This is a genomic window from Pseudomonas sp. FP603, assembly GCF_030687415.1.
Taxonomy (GTDB): Bacteria; Pseudomonadota; Gammaproteobacteria; order Pseudomonadales; family Pseudomonadaceae; genus Aquipseudomonas; species Aquipseudomonas wuhanensis.
In genome coordinates this window covers 1,700,806-1,723,915 of record NZ_CP117431.1, presented here as the reverse complement: position 1 = coordinate 1,723,915, position 23,110 = coordinate 1,700,806, and the positions used below count along the sequence as shown (strand labels likewise).

Genomic DNA, 23,110 nt, shown 5'->3' with positions numbered 1-23,110 from the left:
GTCATCCCCCGAAAAAACGGTTGAAGGCGCGTTTGAGTAAGCCTTTGTTCCCGGCTACCTGTTGACCGACCAGGTCCTCGGTCATGTCGCGCAGTGCAGCAGTGATCGCTGCCCTCGGCGCATGCAGCCCCAACGGCACGCCAGTGTTCTGACTCTGGCTGACCAGGTTGAAGTCGTTGGGTAATTTCGCCAGATTGGTGCAGCGCAACGCCTCGCCGATATCTTTGAGGCTGATCGCTGCCGCCTTGTCAAATCGATTGACTACTATCTGCAATTGATCCCCGCGCACGCCCAGGTCATCGCGAAGAATCCGCACCAAGGCGCTGGCATCGCGCAGATGACTGACGCTCTGCTGCACCACCACGTACACCCGATCGACCTGTTCCAGCACGGAGCCGGTGAGGTGGTCGATTTGCCGCGGCAGGTCGATCACCACCCAGTCATAACTGGCGCGGGCCAACTTCAACAGGGCGTCAAGTTGTTCGGGTTGGGCATCCTGCGGCAGACACAGCTCACCGGCCCGACCACCCAGCACATGCAAGGTGGGGCTGAAGTGACTGCAAAAACCGCGTAACGCGACGCTGTCCATGCCGTCGATCTGGTGCAATACCTCGAGATGGCTGTGCGTCTGCGCCACATCCAGGTAATGCGTCACGCTGCCAAATTGCAAATCCATATCCAGCAACAGGGTACTGCCGCCCTTGGCACTGAGCTGCTGAGCCAGGTTGCAAGCCACCAGGGTTCCGCCGGAGCCGCCCTTGGCGCTCATCACGGCGATCAATTTGCCTTCTGCTCCGCTGCCGATCCGAACCTCCATGACCAGCCGATTCAAGGCAGCGACCAGCTCTGTCTCGGCGATGGGTTCCGGCAGCACGTCACGGGCGCCGGCCTGCATCGCCATACGCATGCCTTCCTGATCGCTTAGCAGGCCGCAGACCAGCATCGGCGGACGCTCATGGGCCGGATGCAGCAACAACGCGGCCAGCTCCTCGCGCCACAGGTGGCTGACGCGCAACAGCAACAGATCGGGCATGCGGTCCAGGCCATAGAGGGGGTCGACATGACCATTACTCACCAGGCGAGTGCTCACCTCAAAACCGGGCATGCGCTGGCAGACACTCTGCAAATCGCGCAAAGAGGTGGCATCACGGCTGCTGATCAGCAACCGGAGCCCGGCTTTGCCGGTCGAGGTGGCGACTGGAGTTTCTTTAGTATTCAGCATGGCGTGATCTCCCCGGAATCGGAATGACGCCCGAGGCTTTCACGTGGCAACGTTGCCCTGAATGTGGGCAAGGTAATGGGCACGCCGAACCCGGGAATAAACAGGTTGAAAACGAAGTTTTGCAGGCTCAACTGGACGTAGCGGATGGCACGAAATCCATTGGCTCCACTCGTGTCGGCGGGGTTGCCCACCTGAGCGCCGTTTACGTCCAGATAGGTCAACGTCAAGTGGGTGGTGGCCAGATCGGTGATGATCTGGCTCGCACCGGCGTCGGTCGCGGCATTGAAGATCGCCCGCCGCAACACCACCGGATCACTGATATTGCACACCGACGCCAGGCGCGCACCACGGCGCACGACTTCATCTAGCGCATTGATCGTGAAGTACAGGCGGCCGATTTCCAACGCGCCGAACAACAGCGTGAATATCAGCGCGCCGATGATGGCGAACTCCACCACATAGGTGCCTTGCATGCGTTTGCGATTCATCACAGTGCCCTCATGACAGTGGTGGCGACCAGCGGAATGCTCAGCGCAATCGGATTACCGAAAAACCCGGGAAGCGATCCGGTGCAATTGCCACCGCCAATCACCGGGCAGAATGTAAAAGTGATGGTGACTCGCACATGGTCGGTGCCCACGGCGGCGACGACCACGTTGTTGGTCGTCAATCCGGATATCACTGGGGTTCCGGTCTGGCTCGGCACGCCATAGACCGCGACGTTTTTCGTCTGGGTCTGCAGCGTATTGCTCAGGGAGACTGCACCGAGCGTCGAGTTCCAGGCTTGGCCGGCGACGAAACGGTCGGCATCACGGCTGGCCTGCAGCAGTACGTTGTACTGGTAGAGCATGCGGCCGAACTCACCGAGAGCCAGCAGCAACAACAGCAGCACCGGCAGAGCGAGGGTGAATTCCACCATGGCCAGGCCCTGCTGGCGCCGCGGATGTTTAAACGAATGAAGTCTCATGACGCCTCCTATGAGTCTGTGCTCGGAGTGCCGCTGCCGTTGAGATAGGTTTTGTAGAGCTGAATGATCTGCGGGCCGGAATCGTTCGTCGGATTAGGACCGGGCACATTGTCGCCTTCGCACTCCTTCACAAACTGGCCGAAGATCTGCGCTTCCGTGCCGCCGTTACTCATTGGCTGCACCACGAAATAGCAACCAAAACCCAGGACAGGGATCGAGGTGGTACCGCCCTGTTGGCCGGTGCAGTTGCCCACCACGATTTTCAGCATCCGGCGCTCGAACACCCCATTGCTCTGACAGCCACTGCCGGACCCTGCCACACAGGCCGCAGCACTCGCACGCCAGTCGTTGTAGTCCTGTATCGCGTTGCCGCCCGCCGTGAGATCGCCGTTGTTCGAGGTGACGGTTTGCCCCTGGTATTTCATTTGTGGTGGGGAAACTGAGTCGTCATAAGTGATCGCGGGATTGCTGGACGTGGTCACCAGGTCGGGCGGATAGTCCGAGGCACTGACCGGGCCGTTGTAGATGCCGAAGCGCGTATTCAAGCCTTGAGACGCAGGGCCCACCGTGTTGCCGGGTTTGGTCTGGACATTTTCCCCCACGTTGCGGCAGATCGAGCCGCCTCCGGCCATATCTGTCCTGACCGAACTGCCGCCCGAACCAAAATCGAGCAACTGAAAGTTGCCTGGACCAATGGGGGACGAATTGCCGGCAGCCGACTTCAATACTTGCAAATCACCAAATTGGAAGCCCCAGAACATACCGGCGTCCGGGTCGTATTGAGTCGGGTCGCCACAGACCATCAGGGGGGCAAGATCGCAGGGGCTGGTAGGGCTGGGGCCTGCGGTGGCGATCGCCGACACGGCTTTGTTCCCCAGACCGCTAGTGCCGAAGGTCTGGACGAAGTTCCAGAAAAAACCGGTCAGGCTATAGGTCGGTACCGATACCCGAACATATTTGGCATCCGCAGGCCCGGGATAGGCGAACGGGCCATAGACGCTGCTTGCCAGTTCCACTACCGCGAAGCCTGCGTTGCCACCCATCGCCGTTGCCAATTCGCTATTACCCGTGGCATTGGCATTTTGCGTCAGCGTATTGAGCGCGGCTGTGCGTGTTACGTTGGCAATGTTGACACCACCTTCCACCTGAAGCAGGGTTTTGGCGCCACTCAAAGCGGCAGCATCTACAGCGTTCTGCAGGCGTGTCTTGTTCAACAACATGTGGCCCACGTCGAGCGTCAAACCCGCCACCATTAAAATCGCCGCCAACGCGATCACCATCAATACGCTCACCGAGCCTTCCTGGCGCCTTGGCGTCGCAGTGAACGGCTGCTGAATTCGAAGATTCATCATCAAGCCCTCATTTACCGAAACTGATCCGGATCGGCTCCGCCAATACCTTGGTGCCCAGGCACCCCTACCGCCCTGTCAACGTTTGACTACACTGGCTTGGGTCCCGCGGATAATGGTGACACTCCCGCCACCCTCGCCATTACTGCGACGCACCACGCGTTTTGGCGCTGGGGCAGCGGCCATCGCCATGACCGGTGCCGCAGGCGCAGGCGCAGGCGCAACGGTCGCAATTTTTTTGTCGGCGTTCAGCGGATTGCGCAGGGTCAGTTGCAATTTCCCTTCCGTTTGCGCGGTGACCAGGGTTTCAGCCTCTGCGGTCGTCATCTCCAGCGTCACTGCGCGCACCACCACCGGTTGGGTCTTGTCGGTACCTGCGGTCTGGTCCACCGCCAACACCCGCAAGTTCTCGAGGATGGTTTTGGACACGGCGTTGTTGCCACTGCCATCAGTGCGTTTGGTCGCTAGCACATCGACCCGGTTACCCGGCAACAGGAACCCGCCCACGCCGACCACATCGTCCACGCGTACCGAGATGGCACGTTTGTCTGTCGCAATCAGAGAGGCCAGGGTACTGCCCCCCAGATGCTCGCTCAGACGCGCGCCGCGCATGATGTCGCCCTTCAGAATGTCGAACGTTGCGATCTTGCCCACTGCCTTCTCGCTGGAGTCGAAAGCATCGTCCGGTATCGTGTCTATGGGCATGCGCATGGTCGTGACTTGTTGAGCCTCGACCATCTGCCCGAATGGAATCTCGACCGTGGCGACTACCACGCTTCGAAGATGATCATCCGGGCTGGCATTGAGCCGGGCGCTCAGCCAGGAGTCGGCCATCCATGCAGCACCAAGGCCCATGACCAGGGAAACGCCTACCAGGGTAAGAGTACGAGAGCTCATGTCAGTATCTCCGTATCAAAGAAAGTCGAGCTGGACAAAGTAGTTGTGCCAGGCCCATTCCAACTCTTGTGGTGACAAGGCTCCGGAACCGCCCATATAACGCTGACGATCGAGGGCCATGTTCAGGAGATCGCGGGGATGGCAAGGCACCAGGGGCATGCCTTCACTTGCATAAAGCCTTTGCAGTACATAACGCAGCAGCAACGGGTCGAAAGGAATACCCAGACGCTCGCTTTCCTGACGCCAGATCTTTTCGTACTCCTCAGGCTTCAGGTAACCGAATTGCAGCTTGTAGCCAATCCGGCGAAGGAAGGCCTCATCGGCCAGCTCCAGGGGATTGAGGTTGGTGGAGAACACCAGAATCAGATCGAACGGCAGCTCGCAATGCCGACCACCGCCCAGATTGATGAAATCGCGCTTCTCTTCCATCGGTACGATCCAGCGGTTCAACAGTTCGGCGGGGGCCATGCGCTGGCGTCCCATGTCGTCGATGATGAACAGACCATTGCTGGCTTTCAGCTGCAAGGCGGCCTGGTACTGACGGGTGGAGGAGTCATAGCGAACGTCCAGCTGCTCCATGCTCAGTTCGCCGCCCGTAATGACGATCGGACGTTTGCAGCACAGCAGTCGACGGTCGATCCCTTCGTTGAGCATCAGATTGTTCTGTTGGCTGCTCTCATCGAGCCGCTGATGTACCTGCGGATCGTAGATCTCGATCACCGACTCGTTGATCACGATGGCATGAGGTACCCAGATGGCCTCGGCGAACAGACGAATCAGCCGACTGCTGACATAAGTCTTGCCGGTACCTGCGGGGCCATAAATCATGATCGCGCGCCCGGAGTTCAGCGCCACGCCCAACTGATCGAGCATCCCTTCGGTAAGCACCACACCAGCAAGGGCGTTGCGCATATCATTGGCGTTGATGCGACCATGGTGAATGGTCTGGATTTTGATCAGGGAGCGGTACGAACTCACCGGAAAGGGTGCCGCGCCGATGTAGCCACTGCGCAACAGGGCGTCGCGAGCATTACTGCGACCACGTTCGGTCAGGCCATAACGCAGCATCTGCCCGCTCGTCGTTTGCGGCCCCGCTTGGCCCAGCACTTCGACACGACCATCCTTGCGCAGGAACGCCAGGACTTCTTCAAGTACAGCGCCGGTCAGCGCCAGGCGCTCCACCAGCCGCGGCATGTCCAGCACGCCGGCGTCATGCAAATGCTTGCACACCAACTCACCGAGAAAACTGTCGGTCAGACCAGTTTCGCGGATACTGCACGGCTGAGGAGCCAGTCGTTGCACCGCTTCTCGATCACTGGGGTAGGCATCACTATCGACGATGACGTGCATGACTAACCTCCAAATCCACCGGCAACGAGTTGCCAGTAGACGCTGTTCAACGTCCCGAGCAGGATCGCAACCGAATAAGGAAAGGGCTTACCGGCCACCTCCTCCGAGTTCGGAGCCATATAGGCCCGCGCCCGAAGCATCAACCGATAACGTCCCAGGGTCTGCAATAATTGACCGCGCACCAGCACGATCAGGAAACCGCACAAGCCTCCCCATAGCAGGCTGAAGAACACAGCCCACAAGGCGTAATGGGGGGGTAGGAAACTGCCAACCATGGCCATCAGCTTGACGTCGCCGGCAGCCATGCCGCCCAGGGCATACATGGGCAGGAACAGCGCAAAACCGATCAGGAGGCCCATCAGGCCGTCCCCCATCCCGCTAATCCCACCTGAATAAGTCTGGCCGGCCAATCCCAAGGCCAGACCTACCAGGATCAGCAGGTTGGGAATGCGGTGGCGACGCAAGTCGCTCACCACCGCCACGCCCAGCAGTCCTATCAGCAAAACGGTCGCAACCAGCTGTTCCATGGACATTTCGCATCTCCCTAACAGAGTTGTTGTTATCAGCAAGAACCAGGAATAACGGCGTTGCAAAGAGCCCTGATCTGGGTATCCACTACCCCGCCAAGAAGCGTGAATGCCCCGACAACAGCTACCGTGATCAACCCACCTGCCACCGCGTACTCCACAATGGTCAGGCCGTCTTCGTCTTTGACGAACTTCATTACCGAAGCCTTGATTGTTTGAATGATCATTTTGCCCACCTCTCGAATGTTGTTTTTTCCGGAAGGCAGTACGTTCTGAACTGCCTGGATGCAACACTAGTCAGGGGCAAGGCATAGGCGTTAGGAAGATTTTGCACATCACTAGGACTTTTTTGCGGGTGAGCCAAATACGGGTAATTGGCTTTTGAAGAAGTATCAGGAGGGGGCAAAACGAGGGGTGGCAGGCAATGGCGATTGCCATTCATTCACAAGCGACGAGCGGTTGACACCGGGTGTGCCAAGCCACGTCAACAAACAGTCGCCCTAGACAGGCTCAGGCAACACATAGAGCGAATAGAACTAACTTACGTTTTTCTTATCAGCATTTAGTCTGCAAAGTGATAGCACGTTAGCAATACTACTCACCGAGAACGGCACGAAGAACCGCAGAGTAGAGACATGACGTCCAATTTGACCAGAAGGCCATCGCTACTGTGGTTCGATCTGACCCACGATCGCTCCACCAAGGAACTCATCGCGCAGTTCGAGGGCGCCTGCGACTGCAAATTGGCGAAAAACTCCGTGTTGCCCCACGGGGAACACGCAGACATGATCTGCATCCATTTTGATCGCCCCGACACCCCAGGCTTGAGGCTGTTGCTGGAGATCAAACGCACTACTCCCAGCATCCCGATCACCATGTTCACCGTCCAACATTCAGAGGAACTGGCCGTCTGGGCTATGCGTTCCAGTGTCTGGGAATACATGGTGCTGCCGTTCTCGGCCACCGAGAGGAAGCGCTATCTGACAGCTGTGGTGCAGCTGTGCGAGTTGCGCCGAAATGCCAATGGCCAGGGCCAGACATCGCTGATCGATCACTCCCCTACCCTGCCGGACAGCATCCGCCTGACCGCGGGGCATCAAAAACATCAGGCGCTGAGCCATATCATGCTGTACATCGATCAGCACTTTCGCGACAGCATTGATCAGAGGGATTTGGCCAAGCGCTGCGGCATGACGACATTTCGTTTCAGCCGCCTGTTCAAGGAAGCCAATGGCGTTGGCTTCACCGATTACATCCTGGACAAACGCATGAACTTCGCCAAGCAACTGCTCGACAATAGCCAGATGCCTATTACCAGCATCGGCTATGAGGCCGGCTTCAAGGACCCGTCCTACTTCGCTCGCGCCTTCAAGCAGTCCGTCAACTGCACACCCAGCGAATACCGTTTGACATGCCAACTCAGAGCGGTAGCAGCGCAACCGGCGCTGGAGGATACAACTGCTGAAGTGCTCGAAAGCCTGGTGCAGAGCCTCGGAAGTTGAGCCGGCTTATTTCACGCGCATAAAAAAACGCCGCTCAATGAGCGGCGTTTTTTTGAATTTGGAGCGGGAAACGAGACTCGAACTCGCGACCCCGACCTTGGCAAGGTCGTGCTCTACCAACTGAGCTATTCCCGCAAATGGCGTCCCCTAGGGGACTCGAACCCCTGTTACCGCCGTGAAAGGGCGGTGTCCTAGGCCACTAGACGAAGGGGACACGCTGCCCGGAACACATGGTGTGTGTTTCGGTGCCCAGATCCGCATCCGAAGATTTGGTTCTGGTTTCACTCAGCCCTGCCCGAAAGCAAAGCCGTTTAAAACTGGAGCGGGAAACGAGACTCGAACTCGCGACCCCGACCTTGGCAAGGTCGTGCTCTACCAACTGAGCTATTCCCGCATTGGCGTCCCCTAGGGGACTCGAACCCCTGTTACCGCCGTGAAAGGGCGGTGTCCTAGGCCACTAGACGAAGGGGACACACGTACAACATTCACTCCCTACCGCGTTTCGCTGTGTGCTTTACGCTGTAAGTGGCGCGCATTCTATGGATGGATTGAGGGGTCGTCAACCCCCAGATATAAATTTATTTAAATCAATGACTTCGCCCTGCTTTCAGCAGTGATTCAGGCTTTTCAGTCGCCTGACCTTTGGCGCCTATATTCTGGCATCCATCAAGGCGCTATAGTCCCCGCTGGATGATGGCAATGTGTACCTCACACGCTATTTACTTATATATGCAGCATTGCGGCCGATATAAGCAGAGCCACACCGATTCACTCGTCGAGCGGCGCTAGGCACCCAAATGCCAAGCCACTACACTCGACTCGCACGCGAACCCCATAAAGAGGTCTTACCGGTGACACCACTCATGATCACCCTGCTAGTCGTAGCCGGGATCGCACTATTGATCGCCATTGGCTACATGAACCATGTGGTGGAAAACAATAAACTGGAAAAAGCCCGCACCAAGGTTGAACTCAACGACCGCCTGCGTCGCTGCGGCGAAATCACCGAGACTTTCCCTGGTCAGTTCACAACACCCGCGCTCAAGCTGCTATTGACCCGCCTGGAACTGAACGTCTGCCAGCGCCTGCTGAACCTGGAAAAAACCAACGCCACGTTGAAGGCACGGATTACCGAGCTGAGTGCCTTGGTCGCCCAGGGCGAATCGATCCCGGTCAACAACCCGCCGGCACCGATACAGACCGAAGCCAAAGCCAAAGACGTGCGCTTCCTGCTCGAAGCCTTGCATGGCCAGATCACCCGCGCGGCACAGGACGGCTTCCTGCCGACCAACGAAGCCAAGCGCTGGATCCGCGAAGTGCGCCACATTCTGGTCCTGCTGCACATCGAATTCTTCAACAACCTGGGCCAGCATTCTCTGCAACAGAACCAGCCCGGTCAGGCCCGTCTGGCCTTCGAACGCGGCGTGCAATACCTGCGCAAACAACAGGAACCGCAGGTTTACGCAGAACAGCTGGAATACCTGGAGAAACTCCTGGCCCGCGCCAACGCCCAGGTCATGGACAAGATCGCTCCGGTTGAAGGCGAGGTGAACCAATTGACCGAAGGCCTGAAAGACGTCGAAGCTGATGCCGACTGGAAGAAAAAAGCGATCTACGACTGATCATGTAAATGCTGAAAAGCCACCGGGTCAGGTGGCTTTTTTTTGCGTTGGGATTGATGGAGGGCAGCCCCTACAACCTGAAGTGCCCCACCATCCCCTTCAACTCAACCCCCAACTGCGCCAACTCAATACTCGACGCCGCATTGCCCCGCATCGCCAGCGACGACTGATCCGCACTGGCGCGAATACTGGTGACACTGCGATTGATCTCCTCGGCCACTGAACTCTGCTCTTCCGCAGCCGCTGCAATCTGCTGGTTCATCTGCTGAATCAACGACACCGCAGCCGCAATGCTCCCCAAGGCGCTCTCGGTCTGCAACGCATCGCTCACCGCCAGCTTCACCAACTCGCCACTGTTCTGAATCTGCTGCACCGACGACTGAGCCGCCGAGCGCAAGGCGCTGACCAGCCGTTCGATTTCCTCGGTCGATTGCTGAGTTCGCTTGGCCAGCGCCCGAACTTCATCGGCCACCACCGCAAAGCCCCTGCCCTGCTCGCCGGCCCGCGCCGCCTCGATGGCCGCATTGAGCGCCAACAGGTTGGTCTGCTCGGCGACGCTTTTGATCACGCTGAGCACTGTGCCAATGTTCTGGATTTCCGCACTGAGGCTTTCGATGCTGGAGCTGGCCGAGGTGGCCGAGTCCGCCAATTGTTCGATCCGCGCCATGCTCTGACGCACCACCTGCTGACCGCTTTCGACCTTGCCGTCGGCAGTCTGTGCTGCCTGGGCGGCCTCCTCGGCGTTACGTGCGACGTCATGCACCGTGGCGGTCATCTGATTCATCGCCGTGGCGACCTGCTCGGTTTCTTCCTTCTGGCTGCTGACTTCAAGGTTGGTCTGTTCGGTCACCGCCGACAGCGATTGAGCAGAGCTTGCCAGCTGTTCGATACCGGCCTGCAAACCACTGACGATATGGCTGAGCCCTGCGCCCATTTGCTGCATGGCTTGCATCAACTGGCCGATCTCGTCACGGCGGGTCACTTCAATCGTGGCACTCAAATCGCCCGCGGCGATCTGCTGAGCGACACGGATCACACTGCGCAGCGGCGCGACGATCAACCGGGTGATCACCCACGCAGCAATCAGCCCCACCAGCAAGGCCAGCGCCGAGGAGCCGATGATCAACAGCGAGTTCTTTTTCAGCTCTGCCTGCATCGACTGGTCTTCAGCAACATAGGCCTGATCCACCCGCGCCACCACTTGAGCGGCGCGCTGGTGGAGTTGCTCGTAGACGGTCTTTTCCTGCGCCAACAAGCCGGTGTACTCAGCGAGTTTTTCACTGAAACCGGCGATGTGACCGGACACTTCATTGAGGACGGTCTGGTACCCCTCATCCTTGATCGTGGTTTTCAGTTGCTCGGCCTGGGTCAGTGCCTGATCGGCTTGCTCGATCTTGCCCTGCCCGCCACTGTCGTCGCCCTTGCGGCTCTGGTCCAGGCGTACGCGCGCTTCGTTCATGGCCTGCAACATCAGCCGCGAAACCTGGCTGACCTGATTCGCCTGCTCAATGAATTGCGCGCCATCCTTGCCCTCGGATTCCTTCAAGGTATAGGCACCATCATCGGCGAGCCCGGCCTGCAGCACGTCCAGGTTATTGGCCACACTGGATACCGACCAACTGGCCATTTCCAGTGCCAGGTCCTTGCCCTGACTCAGCGAGACAAACTCGTCAAAAGCCTTGCGATAAGCGTCCAGAGATTGCTCGACGTCATTCATGACCGGCACATTGGTCGCCGACTGAGCCTTGAGCTGGGTTGCCAGCGCGACCAGAGCGCCCACCCCGGCGCGCAAGGCGTCCGCGGTTTTCGGATTACCGTGCAAGGCGTATTCCTGCTCGAGCAGGCGAACCTTGAGCAAACCGCTGTTGAGCGACGACATTTGCTTGAGCCCGTCGAAGCGCTGGCTGATGGTTTGCAGGGACCATACGCCAATGGCTGCCACCAGGGCTGTCAACAGCAGCACCAACACAAACCCGATACCCAGTTTTTTCGCCATACCGAGGTTGGCAAAACGTCCTTGCACGGCCGAAATCATTGCGCTTAGTCCCCTGCCATTGTCTGTTGATGCAGATTCGCAACGGGCTTGTGCCAACACAAGTCTCTGGCGTCGGAATAATGGCAAAAAGCTACGTCCGCGTCGCTTTCAGAACGCTTGAGGTCGATCCCCAAACGTCAGACCCTGGCGGTGGCTTGAAAAAATGCCCGGGCACGAGGATCACAGGCGTAGGCAACGTTGATGCGCTGCCAGTCATCAGCTTGGCCGCTCGGACTGAACGCCGTTGGGCAAGACAGCAGGACACCGAAGCGCCGCGCCTGAGTTCGCACCTGAGCGTAGTCAGACTTGCGCGATCGCGCCCAGATGAACAGGCCGCCCGCCGGCTTGCCGAACACCTCCCACTCCGCGTCTTCGAGCACCTGCAAGGCCGCTTCCCTGCCCGTGCTTAAACGCTGGCGCTGACGCTGCACCAATTTGCGATAGGCACCACTGGCCAACAGACAAGCCAGTACCGACTCGCTAAACCGCGAAGCGCCCATGCTGCTGATCATCTTGACCTGCGCCAATCGCGAAATAACATCGGCACCGGCCACTACAAAACCGACCCGCAACGAACTGCTGAGTGTTTTGGAGTAGCTGCCGACGTAAATCACGTTGTCATCGATGCCGAGAGCCGCAAGACGCGTGCCGGGGCCGCTGTGCAAATCCGCATAGACATCATCTTCGATCACCAGCACGCCATTTTTTTTCGCCAGTTGCACAACCTGCTGCGCCACCCCCGGGGTCAAACTGCTGCCGGTGGGGTTGTGATAAAAGCTGTTGATGAACAAGCCACGGGGTTTGTACTTCAGCAACAATGCCTCGAGTGCTTCGGTATCTGGCCCGCGAGGGGTTCGTGGCACTTCGATCATGCAGACCCCGTGCAGCCTGAGCAGATCGAACAGCATCGAGTAACCGGGACTCTCCACCACCACGCAATCGCCCGGATTGAACAGCGTGCGCACAATCAGATCGAGCCCATGACTGGCCCCCGCCGTGGTCAATATTCGGCTTTCATCCACCTCGATATTCAGGTGTTTCAACCGTTTGAGGATCTGCTGGCGCAAGGCAGGCAGGCCCAGCGGCGTGCTGTAGTTGAACAACCCGGCCATGTCGGTGCGGCTGACCTGGCGTATGGCGTAGCTCAGGTCGTCAGTCTCGCGCCAGCTTTCGGGTAATCCACCGCAACCCAGTTTCAGTTTGCCGACGTGGCCGCTTTGCTTCTCCTCAACCCCTTCGAACCAGGGAAGATCCTGTTGCCCCTGAGCGGCCAGCACCGTTGCCGCGACAAAGAAACCCGCCCCGTTACGCGTCGCCAGTACTCCTTGAGCCACAAGCCGTTCACAGGCCTCGACGACACTGGATTGACTGAGCAGATTGATTCGCGCGATTTGTCGCACGGAAGGCAAACGCGTCCCCGGCGACACCTCGCCGCGACGGAGCCAGTCGGCCAATGCGTCGACGATTTGCTGCACGACCGGCACCAATGCCTGTCGATCGATTCTCAACTCCATGAGCAAGCAAACTCCTGTCCGTTTTGCGGGAAACAGTTAATCACAGGAGCGCTCGAGGGGATGTGCGACAACGCCGCCAAAACCCTCAGATCTAATCATTTGAAACACATTGATCGGCGTCTTCAGGGAACTGGCGCCAGTGTGTGTAATGTTGAGAGACCTGTGGCGAGGGAGCTTGCTCGCGCTTGAGTGCGTAGCACTCATAAAATTGGGGCCGCTACGCAGTCCAGCGCGAGCAAGCTCGCTCGCCACAAAGGTATGCCTGAAGAAGTGGGCAAAACATTAAAACGCCGTGACCCCACCATCCACCGCCAGCGAATGACCGGTGGTGAATGCCGCGCCATCGCTGCACAGGTACAGCACCGCGCTGGCAATTTCTTCGACCTTGCCAATACGCCCGACCGGGTGCATTGCATTGGCGAACTCGCCCTTCTTCGGGTCCGCTTCGTAGGCTCGACGGAACATGTCGGTGTCGATCACCGCCGGGCACACCGCATTCACGCGAATCTTTTTCTTGGCGTATTCGATGGCCGCCGATTTGGTCAGGCCGATCACCGCGTGTTTCGAGGCAGCGTAGATGCTCATCTTCGGCGCAGCGCCCAGCCCGGCGACCGAAGCGGTGTTGACGATCGCGCCGCCGCCTTGGGCCAGCAGCAATGGCAACTGATACTTCATGCATAGCCAGACGCCTTTGACGTTGACGCCCATGATCGCGTCGAACTCATCGATCGTGCCGTCGGCCAGTTTGCCTTTCTCGATTTCGATACCGGCGTTGTTGAAGGCATAGTCGAGACGGCCGTAGGTATTCACTACCTCGTCCATCAGATTTTTCACATCGCCTTCCAGAGTGACGTTGCAGCGCACGAAGGTCGCTTCACCGCCCGCGGTGCGAATCAGCGCCACAGTGCCTTCACCACCGGCCGCGTCCAGATCGGCGACCACCACTTTCAAACCTTCAGCAGCGAACGCCAAAGCGGTCGCGCGGCCAATACCATTGGCCGCGCCTGTCACAACGGCGACCTGGCCGGAAAACGTCATGCTCATTGTTATGTCCTCGGAGGGAAGAATGCGGGGGATCGGGTGTGCCCAGTCTAGTCATAGGGCCGTATGGCACGGCAGCACTATCAGAAGGCCGGTTGGGCACCCATGAGTTGCAGTGATAGAACTGCCGCCCTGACTATCACTGCACTGGATCGATGTGCATTCGCAGCGTCAGCCAACCTTGCAGCTTCGCCAATGAAGGTCTATCAACAAGACTTCATTCATCTTGAGTGCCTGTCATGACTACCCAGACCAATCGCCAGTTCCTGCTCGCCAAACGCCCCGTGGGAGCGGCCACCCGTGAGACGTTCACCTATCAAGAAGTACCGGTCGGCGAGCCGGCGACGGGTCAGATTTTGGTCAAGAACGAATACCTGTCCCTGGACCCGGCCATGCGTGGCTGGATGAATGAGGGCAAGTCCTACATTCCTCCGGTCGGCATTGGTGAAGTGATGCGTGCGTTGGGCGTAGGCAAAGTCATCGCCTCGAACAATCCGGGCTTTGCCGTGGGGGACTACGTCAACGGTGCCTTGGGTGTGCAGGATTACTTCCTTGGCGAGCCGCGAGGTTTCTACAAGGTCGATCCGAAACTGGCACCTCTGCCGCGCTATTTATCCGCGCTGGGCATGACCGGGATGACCGCCTATTTCGCCCTGCTCGATGTCGGCGCGCCGAAAGCCGGTGACACGGTGGTGCTGTCGGGCGCAGCCGGTGCGGTGGGCAGCATTGCCGGGCAGATCGCCAAGATCAAAGGTTGCCGGGTGGTGGGCATTGCCGGCGGCGCGGACAAGTGCAAGTTCCTGATCGATGAGCTGGGTTTTGACGGTGCCATCGACTACAAAAACGAAGACGTACACGCCGGCCTCAAGCGCGAATGCCCGAAAGGTGTCGACGTGTATTTCGACAACGTCGGCGGCGACATTCTCGACGCGGTGCTGAGCCGCCTGAACCTGAAGGCGCGGGTGGTGATTTGCGGTGCCATCAGCCAGTACAACAACAAAGAAGCGGTCAAAGGCCCGGCCAACTACCTGTCGTTGCTGGTCAACCGTGCACGGATGGAAGGCTTTGTGGTGATGGATTACGCCGCACAGTTCGGCGCTGCCGGTCAGGAAATGGCCGGCTGGATGGCCAAGGGGCAGCTCAAGAGCAAGGAAGATATCGTTGAAGGACTGGAAACATTCCCGGAGACGCTGATGAAATTGTTCAGCGGTGAGAATTTCGGGAAGTTGGTGTTGAAAATTTAACCCGGTATTTTGAAAGAATCACAAAACCCTGTGGGAGCAGGCTTGCCCGCGATGAGGGCGTGTCAGTCAACATCAATCTTGTCTGATACACCGCTATCGCGGGCAAGCCCGCTCCCACAGGTTTAGTGGCGTTTAAGCGAGTTCGGCAACAACCGCCGCCAACGCCTTCGCCGGATCCGCCGCCTGGCTGATCGGACGGCCGATAACCAGGTAGTCGGAACCGGCGTCCAGCGCCTGACGCGGGGTCAGGATGCGGCGTTGATCGTCCTGGGCGCTGCCCGCCGGACGAATCCCCGGGGTCACCAGTTGCAACGACGGGTGAGCAGCCTTCAAGGCCTGGGCTTCCAGGGCCGAGCAGACCAGACCGTCCATCCCGGCTTTTTCCGCCAGCGCGGCCAGGCGCAGCACCTGCTCCTGCGGTTCGATGTCCAGACCGATACCCGCCAGATCCTCACGCTCCATGCTGGTCAGCACGGTCACGCCGATCAACAGCGGTTTCGGGCCGCTGCGCTGATCGAGCACTTCACGGCAAGCGGCCATCATGCGCAGACCACCGGAGCAGTGCACGTTGACCATCCACACGCCCATTTCCGCGGCGGCCTTGACGGCCATGGCGGTGGTGTTCGGAATGTCGTGGAACTTGAGGTCCAGGAACACTTCGAAGCCTTTGTCGCGCAGGGTGCCGACGATTTCCGAGGCGCAACTGGTGAACAGTTCTTTACCGACTTTGACCCGACACAGCTTCGGGTCCAGTTGATCGGCCAGCTTCAGTGCGGCGTCACGGGTAGGGAAATCCAGGGCGACGATGATAGGCGTCTGGCAGGCGGACATGAGTGGGCTCTCAGGCAAGTCGAAATCGGCGCGCATTGTAGCGGAACCAGCGCCGCTGCGGGACCCGATGATCGGTAATTCGTCATCGCGGCTTAGACAAGACTAGCTCCTGCGGCCATTGTGTCGAGTTCGATACACACACGACACGCCCACAACACCCTTCAACGCTACCCTCGGCAGCCGCAACAGGTCCTACAGCACTTCCCGCCTCACGGCCGGACGCCTATGCTGAAGCCACAACCTCGCAGCCTATCTTTGTGGTTGGCAGCCTATCTGGCAGATGAACGCACGCATGCACAACTCCCCAGCACCTCTGAACGACGATCAAAAAGCGCCGGCCGACGATAAACGCTGGAGCATTCGCGCCCTGATCGTCGACGATGACGTCCCGATCCGCGAACTGATGATCGACTACCTGGCCCGGTTCAGTATCCACGCCAGCGGTGTCACCGATGGCGCCGCCATGCGTCAGGCCCTGCAAGCCGAGCACTTCGACGTGGTGGTGCTCGACCTGATGCTGCCCGGCGAAGACGGCTTGTCGTTGTGCCGCTGGTTGCGCGCCGAATCGGACATCCCGATCCTGATGCTCACCGCCCGCTGCGAACCCACCGACCGGATCATCGGCCTGGAACTGGGCGCCGACGACTACATGGCCAAGCCATTCGAGCCGCGGGAACTGGTCGCACGGATTCAGACCATTCTGCGTCGGGTGCGCGACGACCGCACCGAACAGCGTGCGAATATTCGCTTCGACACCTGGCGCCTCAACAGCGTGCTGCGCCAGTTGATCGCCGCCGATGGCCTGGTGGTGCCGTTGTCCAACGCCGAATTCCGTTTGCTCTGGGTGTTCATCGAACGTCCGCGCCGGGTACTTAGCCGCGAACAACTGCTGGACGCCGCCCGCGGTCGCTCAATTGAAGCGTTCGATCGCAGCATTGATTTGCTCGTCTCGCGCCTGCGCCAGAAACTGGGTGATGACCCAAAAGCCCCACAACTGATCAAGACCGTTCGCGGCGAGGGTTATCTGTTCGACGCACGAGACATCGGCTGATGCGTGCGCGCTTCGATACGCTGTTCGGCCGCCTGTTTGGCGTGCTGCTGCTGGCGATCGTACTGGCGCACCTGTTGGCGTTCTTCTGGTTCAGGCATTACGGTCCACCGCCTCCCCCTCCTCCGCCGTCGGAATTTTCCGAACGCTTCGACGGACAACGCCCACCGCCGGACTCGCGCTTCGGTAACCGGCCGCCACGGCCATGGTTCGGCGGGCCGCTGGTGCCGCTGACCTTTCAGTTTGTCTCGCTGATCATCGCCGCCTGGTACGGCGCCAAGCTGCTGACCCGCCCGATTCAACGCCTGAGCGACGCCGCCGAGCGCCTGAGTGAAAATCTCGACAGTCCACCGCTGGATGAGTCGGGGCCACGGGAAGCGCGGCAAGCGGCGCACACGTTCAACCTGATGCAAAAACGCATTCTGGAACAAGTGCAGCAGCGTTCGCGCATGCTCGGCGCGGTGTCCCATGATTTGCGCACGCCGCTGTCGCGACTCAAGCTGCGACTGGAACAGATCGACGACGAGAAGCTGCAAGGCCAGATGCGTCAGGACCTGGACGACATGATCAGCATGCTCGATTCCACCCTCACCTACCTGCATGAACAGCGCACTAGCGAGGCGCCACAATGGATGGACGTGCAGGCGCTGGTGGAATCCCTGAGCGAAAACGCCCAGGACCAGGGTTCCAACGTTCAGGCCAGCGGCCATTGCGCGCCGTTGCAGGTTCAGCCGATGGCCTTGCGTTCATGTATCAACAACTTGCTGGATAACGCCTTGCGTTATGCCGGGGACGCGCTGATCACGCTTGAAGACAGCCGCGAGGCACTGGTGATCCGGGTCATCGACCATGGCCCGGGTATCGCGGCGGATAAACGTGAAGCGGTGTTTGAACCGTTCTTTCGCCTGGAAGGTTCACGTAATCGCAACTCCGGCGGCGTCGGTCTGGGCATGACCATCGCCCGGGAAGCAGCGGAGCGTTTGGGTGGGCAGTTGAGCCTGGAAGAGACGTCCGGTGGCGGCCTGACGGCGGTCATCCGCCTACCTCGTGTCTAAACCACAACGACTCCCCTGTGGGAGCGGGCTTGCCCGCGATAGCGGTCTGACAGTCAACATCGATGTTGAATTTTCCGGCCTCATCGCGGGCAAGCCCGCTCCCACAGGATTTGATGCTGGCCTGATATTTGTGTTTGTGTACCGGACGGTACAAACCCCACATACCCACGACAACTCACCCCTTGAGGCTGCATAGGCCGGTGCACTCACCGGTTTCCCATTCCAAGGAGTGAGCACCATGATCGGTAGTGTCAGCAACTACACGAGCTATACCAGCACCAGCAGCACCTCCACCAACAGTGCCCGCAGCCAGCAATTCCAGAAAGAATTGCTCACCAAACTCGATAGCAACAGCGACGGCGCGGTGGATCAGGACGAGCTCACGAGCGCCCTGTCGCAGAAAACCGACGACGGTCTGCTGGTCAGCCTGAGCAAAAACTTCAGCGACCTGGACAGTGACGAAAGCGGTAGCCTGAGCAGCGAGGAAATGGCCGCAATGGCCCCTCCTCCGCCGCCACCGCGTGATCAGGCGCCGAGCACCGAACTGGCCGATGCGCTGATCAGCGCCCTGGACACGGACGGCGACGGCGCCATCAGCAGCGATGAATTGAGCAACGGCCTGACCCGCGCCGGCAGCACCGCCGACAGCACAGAAATCTTCTCGGCCCTGGACAAGAACGAAGACGGCACCGTCAGCCAGGACGAACTCGTCGCCAGCCTGACCCCACCGCCACCACCGCCTCAGCAAGTGTCCAGCGAAGAGCTGTTCAGCCAGCTCGATACCGACAGCGACGGCAGTGTCACCGCCACCGAACTGAGCAGCGCCCTGGCCAGCGACAGCACCTCGTCGACCAGCACCGACACCAGCGCCGCCTTGCTCAAGGTTCTGGACAGCGATAGCAGCGGGGGCGTCAGCAGCGATGAACTGAAAACCGCCCTGCAAGCCGGTCGCGAGCAGAACACTGATAGCTCCACCAATCAGTTCAACGTGACCGAAGCCCTGAACAAAATGATCGCCAACCTGAGCAAGCAGTACTCGCTCGATAACGTGGCGACCGTGGGCAAATACCTGAACGAGGCGACCTGAGCCGCGATAGAACCTCAAACCCCAGCAAAAAGCCCGCTGCTCTCCACAGGCTCAGTGGGCTTTGGGAGGGGTTTTGTCGTTTCGGCCTCGGCTGAGAGGTATCCAGCAGAAACGAGAGTTCATAGCGTTGCACCGCCGGTCGGAAACACGCATCCACCTGTCAGATCTGACAGGTGCGCATTTCTCCGCAAAGCGTTCTGATAACTCCTGCCCGTCATCATTACGCAGGAGCCTCAGACATGACCACGCCCGAATCACCCGACATCACCGTACTCGCACTGTTTCCACCCAGTATTCCCGAAGCAACCACGCCCGTGGTCGGTGCCCATTATGGGGTGCCGCAACGTGCGTATGACCTCAAGCCCGAGGGCTTGAAAGTGGATATCCCCCCGGCGCTCGCCGGCACGGTGCGCCCGGGTGATGTCATTGCACTGGTGTTGAACGGGGAGACCAAGGCCAGCAAACCCATTGAGCGAGGCGAAGAGAACGCCGTCAACACGTTATACCTCCCGAAAGGGTTGTTACTGTCTGACCGGCTCAATGAACTCGTCTATACCATCACCCGCGGCAGTCAGAATATCGGCACCTCAACACCGGTTCTGACATTACTGTACAACGCCATTCGCCCCGGTATGGAAGACCGCACCCCTGGCGACAAGGCTCACTCCGAACTGAAAGTCATCCTGCCGCAGGATGTGACCGACGATGGCATCGATGCCGACCGCGCGAAACAAGGTGTGCTGGTTTGTTGTTCATACCCCTTTTGCCGCCCGTATGACTACCTCAGGCTGAACTTAAACGGCCAGGATGTTTACCGGACGGTCACTGTCGCTGAAGCGCCTGCCATTCCCTCGCCGGAACCCACGACCATTTGCGTGATGGTCGAGGAAGCCGTGTTCGTGGCAGCCAAGGATAATCCGAAATTCCCAATTTCCTTCACCGTTACTGACCAATTGGGTAACGGCCCGGACACCGACTCGCCGTGGTCAGGTGCGGAGCTGGTGGACGTGCATCTTGCGGAAAGGCGCCTGGTCAAGCCAGATGTGGCCGAAGACCCGGACGATCCAAGCGATGACCCAAACACTATCGATCTTGGCAAACTCGGTACGAAAGACCTGACGGTACTGGTGCATGTTTTTGCCCCACAGTGGCAGTCCAATGACAAAATCCGCGTGAGTTACAGCGCCACCCTGCTCAGCGGAGCTGTCGTGGAGCACACAGTTGAAATGGATGTTGCGCGGACTCCATTCACCTACAAGCTGATGGTGCCCAATGCCAAGGTGATTGCGGAGAGCGTTGTGCGGGTGAAATATGAGCAGGTCAGAAACGGGGCTGTTTTCGCCACGTCCAAAATTACCACTGTCGAGGTCATCGGCAGAGCAAGTGTTGATTTGCTACCGCCGTTTCCGGTGGCGCCTGCGGTGAGCCCGATTGATCCGTTGGCCTATCCGAAGGGGGTGACGGTGCGCATTGAACACTTAGGGGCGCTGGAAGGGGACAGGGCTCGGTTGGTGGAGCTTAATCCGCCTGCAGGTTCGCCGCAATTTCCACTGGTGGCGTTCAACAGTAACAAACGCACCAATACTATTCTGACCCCGGCGTTTCTAGCTGAGCGCCAAGGGAAGGATATTGAGCTGCGGTGGAATTTGAACCGAAACGACGCACAGATTGGCAAGTCGCCGGTACTGAAGCTGAGTGTGTTGAAGATTGCGGATGGGGATGCGCGCTTGCCTACACCGGTGATCGCCGGGCGAACCGGGCAGGAACTGGATGTTTCGGAGCTGGTTGCGACAGATGCGCTGACTATCGCGCAATGGCTAGGACAGGAGGTCGGGCAATTTATCTGGTTGCGGTATGACGGGATCGACAAGAACGGCAATGCGACTGAAGTAGTGGTTTTTAGCGGAACTGAGTATTCTTCCGCGTCAGGGCTAAGTTCCCCTATTCCCTTAGAATGGTTTGGCAAACTTAAGAATTACAGCAGTGTGAAGATCACTTTCAAAGTGAATTTTGATCGTATGTCTAATGAGTCGACAGCGGTGAGTTTTCCGGTGCGGAGCTATATTACAGCCTTCAAGATCAAGCTAGTCATGGAGACAAGTGGGATACGTATGTCCGGTTACAAACTTTTTCATCCGACCTTCACTATGCACCCTCGCCCAAATTACAGCCGGACACGAACCCCCAGCCAGGGCAATCCTCCTTACAGCTATAGTTCATCCGCCCCCCTAGTAGCGCAGGTCAATTCGTCGACCGGAACAGTCACCGGTTTGAGGAATGGATCCGCGACCATCACTGTCACTGATGAGACCAAACAAACCTCCAGTTACATTGTCCAGGTGGTTGAGACATATGACCTTAAAGTCGAGCATAACCAAACGAGAACGGGTCCAGAAGCTCTTGCATACATTAGATCAATAGGAGGCGCACCTATTGCTCAAATTATCTCAACACTGCTTAATAACTCATTAGTAAATCCCACTCATACCCTATTAAACTTTGACGCCTCAAATTATTACATATACAACTCAAATGGAGCGTTAGGTTATGTAAGGTCGGCGGTCGAAAACATGTATCGGCTTTCGACATATGGCCCTAGTGACACAGATACAACACGCCGAGGGATTATTGCGCTCGTACCGAGAAACTGAAACGAGAGTAAAATCAAGGCTCGTCAGTGTCGCCATAGACCAATCGACAGTTTCGTCAATTGGTCTATGGCGGCTATACGTGGGGCACTTCGGTGCGCCGGGTTCCTTGAAGCGAGGCGTCAGCGAGGTCATGTTGAGCGATTTCGCGGGGCTGCTGAACTGCCCGCAGTACCATACCCTGCTCGGTATTCAACAGTCCGTCATGTTGGGTGAACTGGCGGTGAACAGGATGCTGGATAACCTCGTTCCGCAAAGCTTCAGATGTGCCGTGGACACAGGGTTTGTAGATCAAAAGATCGCATCCTTCGGCAGCTCCATGAGATTGTGCTCAACCGCGATATGGCGGCGAACACAGCGAAAAGGGGACGTATTTATTTACCGTTCGCTCCGCCTGAACCAGGGCCTGAGTGATCAATAAACAAAGATGTTTAATCGACATCTCCAGAAACTCTCTCAGGCTACACAACCTTGCGGCGCTGCCTACAGCTGCGCCAGAATCCGCCGGCTTGTGTGTCTTGGTGTCGGGCCCTATCGTTTCCGGGTCGCTGACGAATCAGCGATCGGATTTGACCGTCCGAATAAATCAAGGCGCGCCAGCGTCCAAGACCTATTTCAGGCATGTCTGAAATATCGTGTCGCGGTGGCTGTGCGTGGGACACCTTCGGGTGTGCCGGATTCCTTGATGTCCGGTCGGTCAACCCGCGTACAGCTGCCACCTTGTTCGTTTGACCGCGAACGGCGGTAGCTCCACTCATCAAGGAGCTTCACCATGTTCAAAGCCACACCCAACCCCCCTGAAACCGATCCAACATCCCCCTACGAATCCCTCGATTCGAAAAAACTCAACGAAGCCGCCGACCGCGCCCTCGATCACTACCTCAAACCACCCACCCCCAAAGACACCAAGCGCAAACCCAGCACCATTTACCACGTCGGCGCCAAGGTCGATAACGAAACCCTGCTGGTCAACGCCTGCGAATCCCTGGCCTCAGCCAGCGTGATGCTCAGTGAATTCGCCGGGTTGATGGACATCCCACAGCGCAACATGATGCTGGGGATTCAATCGGTGGTCATGCTGGGGGAGTTGGCGGTGAATCGGGTGCTGGATAATCTCGACCCGCAGGGCTAACAGACGCACTGATCGTTCCCACGCTCTGCGTGGGAATGC

General features: G+C 58.4%; 21 protein-coding genes, 4 tRNA genes and 1 pseudogene. 9 read left to right on the top strand and 17 right to left on the bottom strand.

Going from position 1 to position 23,110, the window contains the following annotated elements; translation table 11 throughout:
• Position 1: 1 nt before the first annotated feature.
• The 8 genes from PSH65_RS07900 to PSH65_RS07865 form a co-directional block, all read right to left on the bottom strand.
• Positions 2–1,222 (bottom strand): AAA family ATPase, encoded by a 1,221-nt coding sequence (locus PSH65_RS07900; protein WP_305425679.1) that lies wholly within the window; start codon positions 1,220–1,222, stop codon positions 2–4.
• Positions 1,216–1,710 carry a TadE/TadG family type IV pilus assembly protein gene (locus PSH65_RS07895; RefSeq protein WP_305425678.1) on the bottom strand — a complete coding sequence of 165 codons (495 nt, stop codon included), beginning with the start codon at positions 1,708–1,710 and terminating at the stop codon, positions 1,216–1,218. Before PSH65_RS07895 ends, PSH65_RS07900 begins: the two co-directional genes overlap by 7 nt.
• Positions 1,710–2,189: a TadE/TadG family type IV pilus assembly protein gene (locus tag PSH65_RS07890; protein WP_305425677.1), complete on the bottom strand. Its 480-nt coding sequence runs from the start codon at positions 2,187–2,189 to the stop codon at positions 1,710–1,712. Before PSH65_RS07890 ends, PSH65_RS07895 begins: the two co-directional genes overlap by 1 nt.
• 8 nt (positions 2,190–2,197) lie before the next feature.
• Positions 2,198–3,541: a TadE/TadG family type IV pilus assembly protein gene (locus PSH65_RS07885; protein ID WP_305425675.1), complete on the bottom strand. Its 1,344-nt coding sequence runs from the start codon at positions 3,539–3,541 to the stop codon at positions 2,198–2,200.
• 75 nt (positions 3,542–3,616) lie between these two features.
• Positions 3,617–4,435, bottom strand: coding sequence for a Flp pilus assembly protein CpaB (gene cpaB, locus PSH65_RS07880; protein ID WP_305425674.1), 819 nt, complete (start codon positions 4,433–4,435; stop codon positions 3,617–3,619).
• A gap of 15 nt (positions 4,436–4,450) precedes the next feature.
• Positions 4,451–5,785 (bottom strand): AAA family ATPase, encoded by a 1,335-nt coding sequence (locus PSH65_RS07875; RefSeq protein ID WP_305425673.1) that lies wholly within the window; start codon positions 5,783–5,785, stop codon positions 4,451–4,453.
• Between the two features lie 2 nt (positions 5,786–5,787).
• Entirely contained in the window at positions 5,788–6,318 is a 531-nt protein-coding gene (locus tag PSH65_RS07870; protein ID WP_305425672.1) for a prepilin peptidase, read from the bottom strand.
• A 29-nt stretch (positions 6,319–6,347) separates the two neighbouring features.
• Complete coding sequence (locus tag PSH65_RS07865; protein WP_305425671.1) at positions 6,348–6,539, bottom strand: Flp family type IVb pilin; 192 nt, start codon at positions 6,537–6,539, stop codon at positions 6,348–6,350.
• Positions 6,540–6,947: 408 nt separating this feature from the next.
• Between PSH65_RS07865 and PSH65_RS07860 the strand changes: the two genes are divergently transcribed.
• Positions 6,948–7,814 (top strand): response regulator transcription factor, encoded by an 867-nt coding sequence (locus PSH65_RS07860; RefSeq protein ID WP_305425670.1) that lies wholly within the window; start codon positions 6,948–6,950, stop codon positions 7,812–7,814.
• A gap of 59 nt (positions 7,815–7,873) precedes the next feature.
• On the opposite strand, the gene PSH65_RS07855 is transcribed toward PSH65_RS07860, so the two are convergent.
• The 4 genes from PSH65_RS07855 to PSH65_RS07840 form a co-directional block, all read right to left on the bottom strand.
• Positions 7,874–7,949: transfer RNA gene (locus PSH65_RS07855), tRNA-Gly, on the bottom strand.
• A 3-nt stretch (positions 7,950–7,952) separates the two neighbouring features.
• Positions 7,953–8,028 (bottom strand) — tRNA-Glu (locus PSH65_RS07850).
• Positions 8,029–8,132: 104 nt separating this feature from the next.
• Positions 8,133–8,208 (bottom strand) — tRNA-Gly (locus PSH65_RS07845).
• A gap of 2 nt (positions 8,209–8,210) precedes the next feature.
• A tRNA-Glu gene (locus tag PSH65_RS07840) sits at positions 8,211–8,286 on the bottom strand.
• 391 nt (positions 8,287–8,677) lie between these two features.
• Between PSH65_RS07840 and PSH65_RS07835 the strand changes: the two genes are divergently transcribed.
• Positions 8,678–9,436 (top strand): hypothetical protein, encoded by a 759-nt coding sequence (locus PSH65_RS07835; protein ID WP_305425668.1) that lies wholly within the window; start codon positions 8,678–8,680, stop codon positions 9,434–9,436.
• Positions 9,437–9,506: 70 nt separating this feature from the next.
• Here the strand turns inward: PSH65_RS07835 and PSH65_RS31780 are convergent, their stop codons facing one another.
• The 4 genes and pseudogenes from PSH65_RS31780 to PSH65_RS07820 all read right to left on the bottom strand — a co-directional run bounded on the left by PSH65_RS31780 (position 9,507) and on the right by PSH65_RS07820 (position 14,029).
• Positions 9,507–10,211, bottom strand: coding sequence for a methyl-accepting chemotaxis protein (locus tag PSH65_RS31780; protein WP_370694696.1), 705 nt, complete (start codon positions 10,209–10,211; stop codon positions 9,507–9,509).
• A 204-nt stretch (positions 10,212–10,415) separates the two neighbouring features.
• Positions 10,416–10,592 (bottom strand): annotated as a pseudogene (locus tag PSH65_RS31775) (HAMP domain-containing protein); the annotation flags it as partial.
• Positions 10,593–11,608: 1,016 nt separating this feature from the next.
• Entirely contained in the window at positions 11,609–12,985 is a 1,377-nt protein-coding gene (locus PSH65_RS07825; RefSeq protein ID WP_305425665.1) for a PLP-dependent aminotransferase family protein, read from the bottom strand.
• 282 nt (positions 12,986–13,267) lie between these two features.
• Positions 13,268–14,029, bottom strand: a complete 762-nt coding sequence (locus PSH65_RS07820; RefSeq protein ID WP_217854199.1) for an SDR family oxidoreductase — start codon at positions 14,027–14,029, stop codon at positions 13,268–13,270.
• A 236-nt stretch (positions 14,030–14,265) separates the two neighbouring features.
• Between PSH65_RS07820 and PSH65_RS07815 the strand changes: the two genes are divergently transcribed.
• Complete coding sequence (locus PSH65_RS07815; protein ID WP_305425664.1) at positions 14,266–15,270, top strand: NADP-dependent oxidoreductase; 1,005 nt, start codon at positions 14,266–14,268, stop codon at positions 15,268–15,270.
• A gap of 132 nt (positions 15,271–15,402) precedes the next feature.
• Here the strand turns inward: PSH65_RS07815 and pyrF are convergent, their stop codons facing one another.
• Positions 15,403–16,101, bottom strand: a complete 699-nt coding sequence (gene pyrF / locus PSH65_RS07810; protein WP_007931610.1) for an orotidine-5'-phosphate decarboxylase — start codon at positions 16,099–16,101, stop codon at positions 15,403–15,405.
• A 292-nt stretch (positions 16,102–16,393) separates the two neighbouring features.
• Between pyrF and PSH65_RS07805 the strand changes: the two genes are divergently transcribed.
• The 6 genes from PSH65_RS07805 to PSH65_RS07780 all read left to right on the top strand — a co-directional run bounded on the left by PSH65_RS07805 (position 16,394) and on the right by PSH65_RS07780 (position 23,071).
• Entirely contained in the window at positions 16,394–17,152 is a 759-nt protein-coding gene (locus PSH65_RS07805) for a response regulator (RefSeq protein WP_223484365.1), read from the top strand.
• Positions 17,152–18,204 carry a HAMP domain-containing sensor histidine kinase gene (locus PSH65_RS07800; protein ID WP_305425660.1) on the top strand — a complete coding sequence of 351 codons (1,053 nt, stop codon included), beginning with the start codon at positions 17,152–17,154 and terminating at the stop codon, positions 18,202–18,204. Before PSH65_RS07805 ends, PSH65_RS07800 begins: the two co-directional genes overlap by 1 nt.
• A gap of 238 nt (positions 18,205–18,442) precedes the next feature.
• The gene (xopAW, locus tag PSH65_RS07795) at positions 18,443–19,291 is read left to right on the top strand and encodes an EF-hand domain-containing protein (protein WP_305425659.1); all 849 of its coding nucleotides are present in this window, start codon (positions 18,443–18,445) and stop codon (positions 19,289–19,291) included.
• Positions 19,292–19,530: 239 nt separating this feature from the next.
• Positions 19,531–21,942: an Ig-like domain-containing protein gene (locus tag PSH65_RS07790; protein WP_305425657.1), complete on the top strand. Its 2,412-nt coding sequence runs from the start codon at positions 19,531–19,533 to the stop codon at positions 21,940–21,942.
• 130 nt (positions 21,943–22,072) lie between these two features.
• Positions 22,073–22,360, top strand: coding sequence for a hypothetical protein (locus tag PSH65_RS07785; RefSeq protein WP_305427087.1), 288 nt, complete (start codon positions 22,073–22,075; stop codon positions 22,358–22,360).
• A 351-nt stretch (positions 22,361–22,711) separates the two neighbouring features.
• A complete protein-coding gene (locus PSH65_RS07780) occupies positions 22,712–23,071 on the top strand; it encodes a DUF6124 family protein (protein ID WP_305425656.1) in 360 nt (119 codons plus the stop codon).
• Positions 23,072–23,110: the final 39 nt, after the last annotated feature.

Bases quoted from the DNA above. Each gene is read 5' to 3' on its own strand.
- xopAW (WP_305425659.1), top strand. From the start codon at position 18,443: ATGATCGGTAGTGTCAGCAACTACACGAGCTATACCAGCACCAGCAGC.
- pyrF (WP_007931610.1), bottom strand. From the start codon at position 16,101: ATGTCCGCCTGCCAGACGCCTATCATCGTCGCCCTGGATTTCCCTACC.
- PSH65_RS31780 (WP_370694696.1), bottom strand. From the start codon at position 10,211: ATGACCGCCACGGTGCATGACGTCGCACGTAACGCCGAGGAGGCCGCC.
- PSH65_RS07825 (WP_305425665.1), bottom strand. From the start codon at position 12,985: ATGGAGTTGAGAATCGATCGACAGGCATTGGTGCCGGTCGTGCAGCAA.
- PSH65_RS07875 (WP_305425673.1), bottom strand. From the start codon at position 5,785: ATGCACGTCATCGTCGATAGTGATGCCTACCCCAGTGATCGAGAAGCG.
- PSH65_RS07860 (WP_305425670.1), top strand. From the start codon at position 6,948: ATGACGTCCAATTTGACCAGAAGGCCATCGCTACTGTGGTTCGATCTG.
- PSH65_RS07820 (WP_217854199.1), bottom strand. From the start codon at position 14,029: ATGAGCATGACGTTTTCCGGCCAGGTCGCCGTTGTGACAGGCGCGGCC.
- PSH65_RS07895 (WP_305425678.1), bottom strand. From the start codon at position 1,710: ATGAATCGCAAACGCATGCAAGGCACCTATGTGGTGGAGTTCGCCATC.
- PSH65_RS07780 (WP_305425656.1), top strand. From the start codon at position 22,712: ATGTTCAAAGCCACACCCAACCCCCCTGAAACCGATCCAACATCCCCC.
- PSH65_RS07815 (WP_305425664.1), top strand. From the start codon at position 14,266: ATGACTACCCAGACCAATCGCCAGTTCCTGCTCGCCAAACGCCCCGTG.
- PSH65_RS07870 (WP_305425672.1), bottom strand. From the start codon at position 6,318: ATGTCCATGGAACAGCTGGTTGCGACCGTTTTGCTGATAGGACTGCTG.
- PSH65_RS07800 (WP_305425660.1), top strand. From the start codon at position 17,152: ATGCGTGCGCGCTTCGATACGCTGTTCGGCCGCCTGTTTGGCGTGCTG.
- PSH65_RS07885 (WP_305425675.1), bottom strand. From the start codon at position 3,541: ATGATGAATCTTCGAATTCAGCAGCCGTTCACTGCGACGCCAAGGCGC.
- PSH65_RS07805 (WP_223484365.1), top strand. From the start codon at position 16,394: ATGCACAACTCCCCAGCACCTCTGAACGACGATCAAAAAGCGCCGGCC.
- PSH65_RS07785 (WP_305427087.1), top strand. From the start codon at position 22,073: ATGTTGAGCGATTTCGCGGGGCTGCTGAACTGCCCGCAGTACCATACC.
- cpaB (WP_305425674.1), bottom strand. From the start codon at position 4,435: ATGAGCTCTCGTACTCTTACCCTGGTAGGCGTTTCCCTGGTCATGGGC.
- PSH65_RS07865 (WP_305425671.1), bottom strand. From the start codon at position 6,539: ATGATCATTCAAACAATCAAGGCTTCGGTAATGAAGTTCGTCAAAGAC.
- PSH65_RS07790 (WP_305425657.1), top strand. From the start codon at position 19,531: ATGACCACGCCCGAATCACCCGACATCACCGTACTCGCACTGTTTCCA.
- PSH65_RS07835 (WP_305425668.1), top strand. From the start codon at position 8,678: ATGATCACCCTGCTAGTCGTAGCCGGGATCGCACTATTGATCGCCATT.
- PSH65_RS07890 (WP_305425677.1), bottom strand. From the start codon at position 2,189: ATGAGACTTCATTCGTTTAAACATCCGCGGCGCCAGCAGGGCCTGGCC.
- PSH65_RS07900 (WP_305425679.1), bottom strand. From the start codon at position 1,222: ATGCTGAATACTAAAGAAACTCCAGTCGCCACCTCGACCGGCAAAGCC.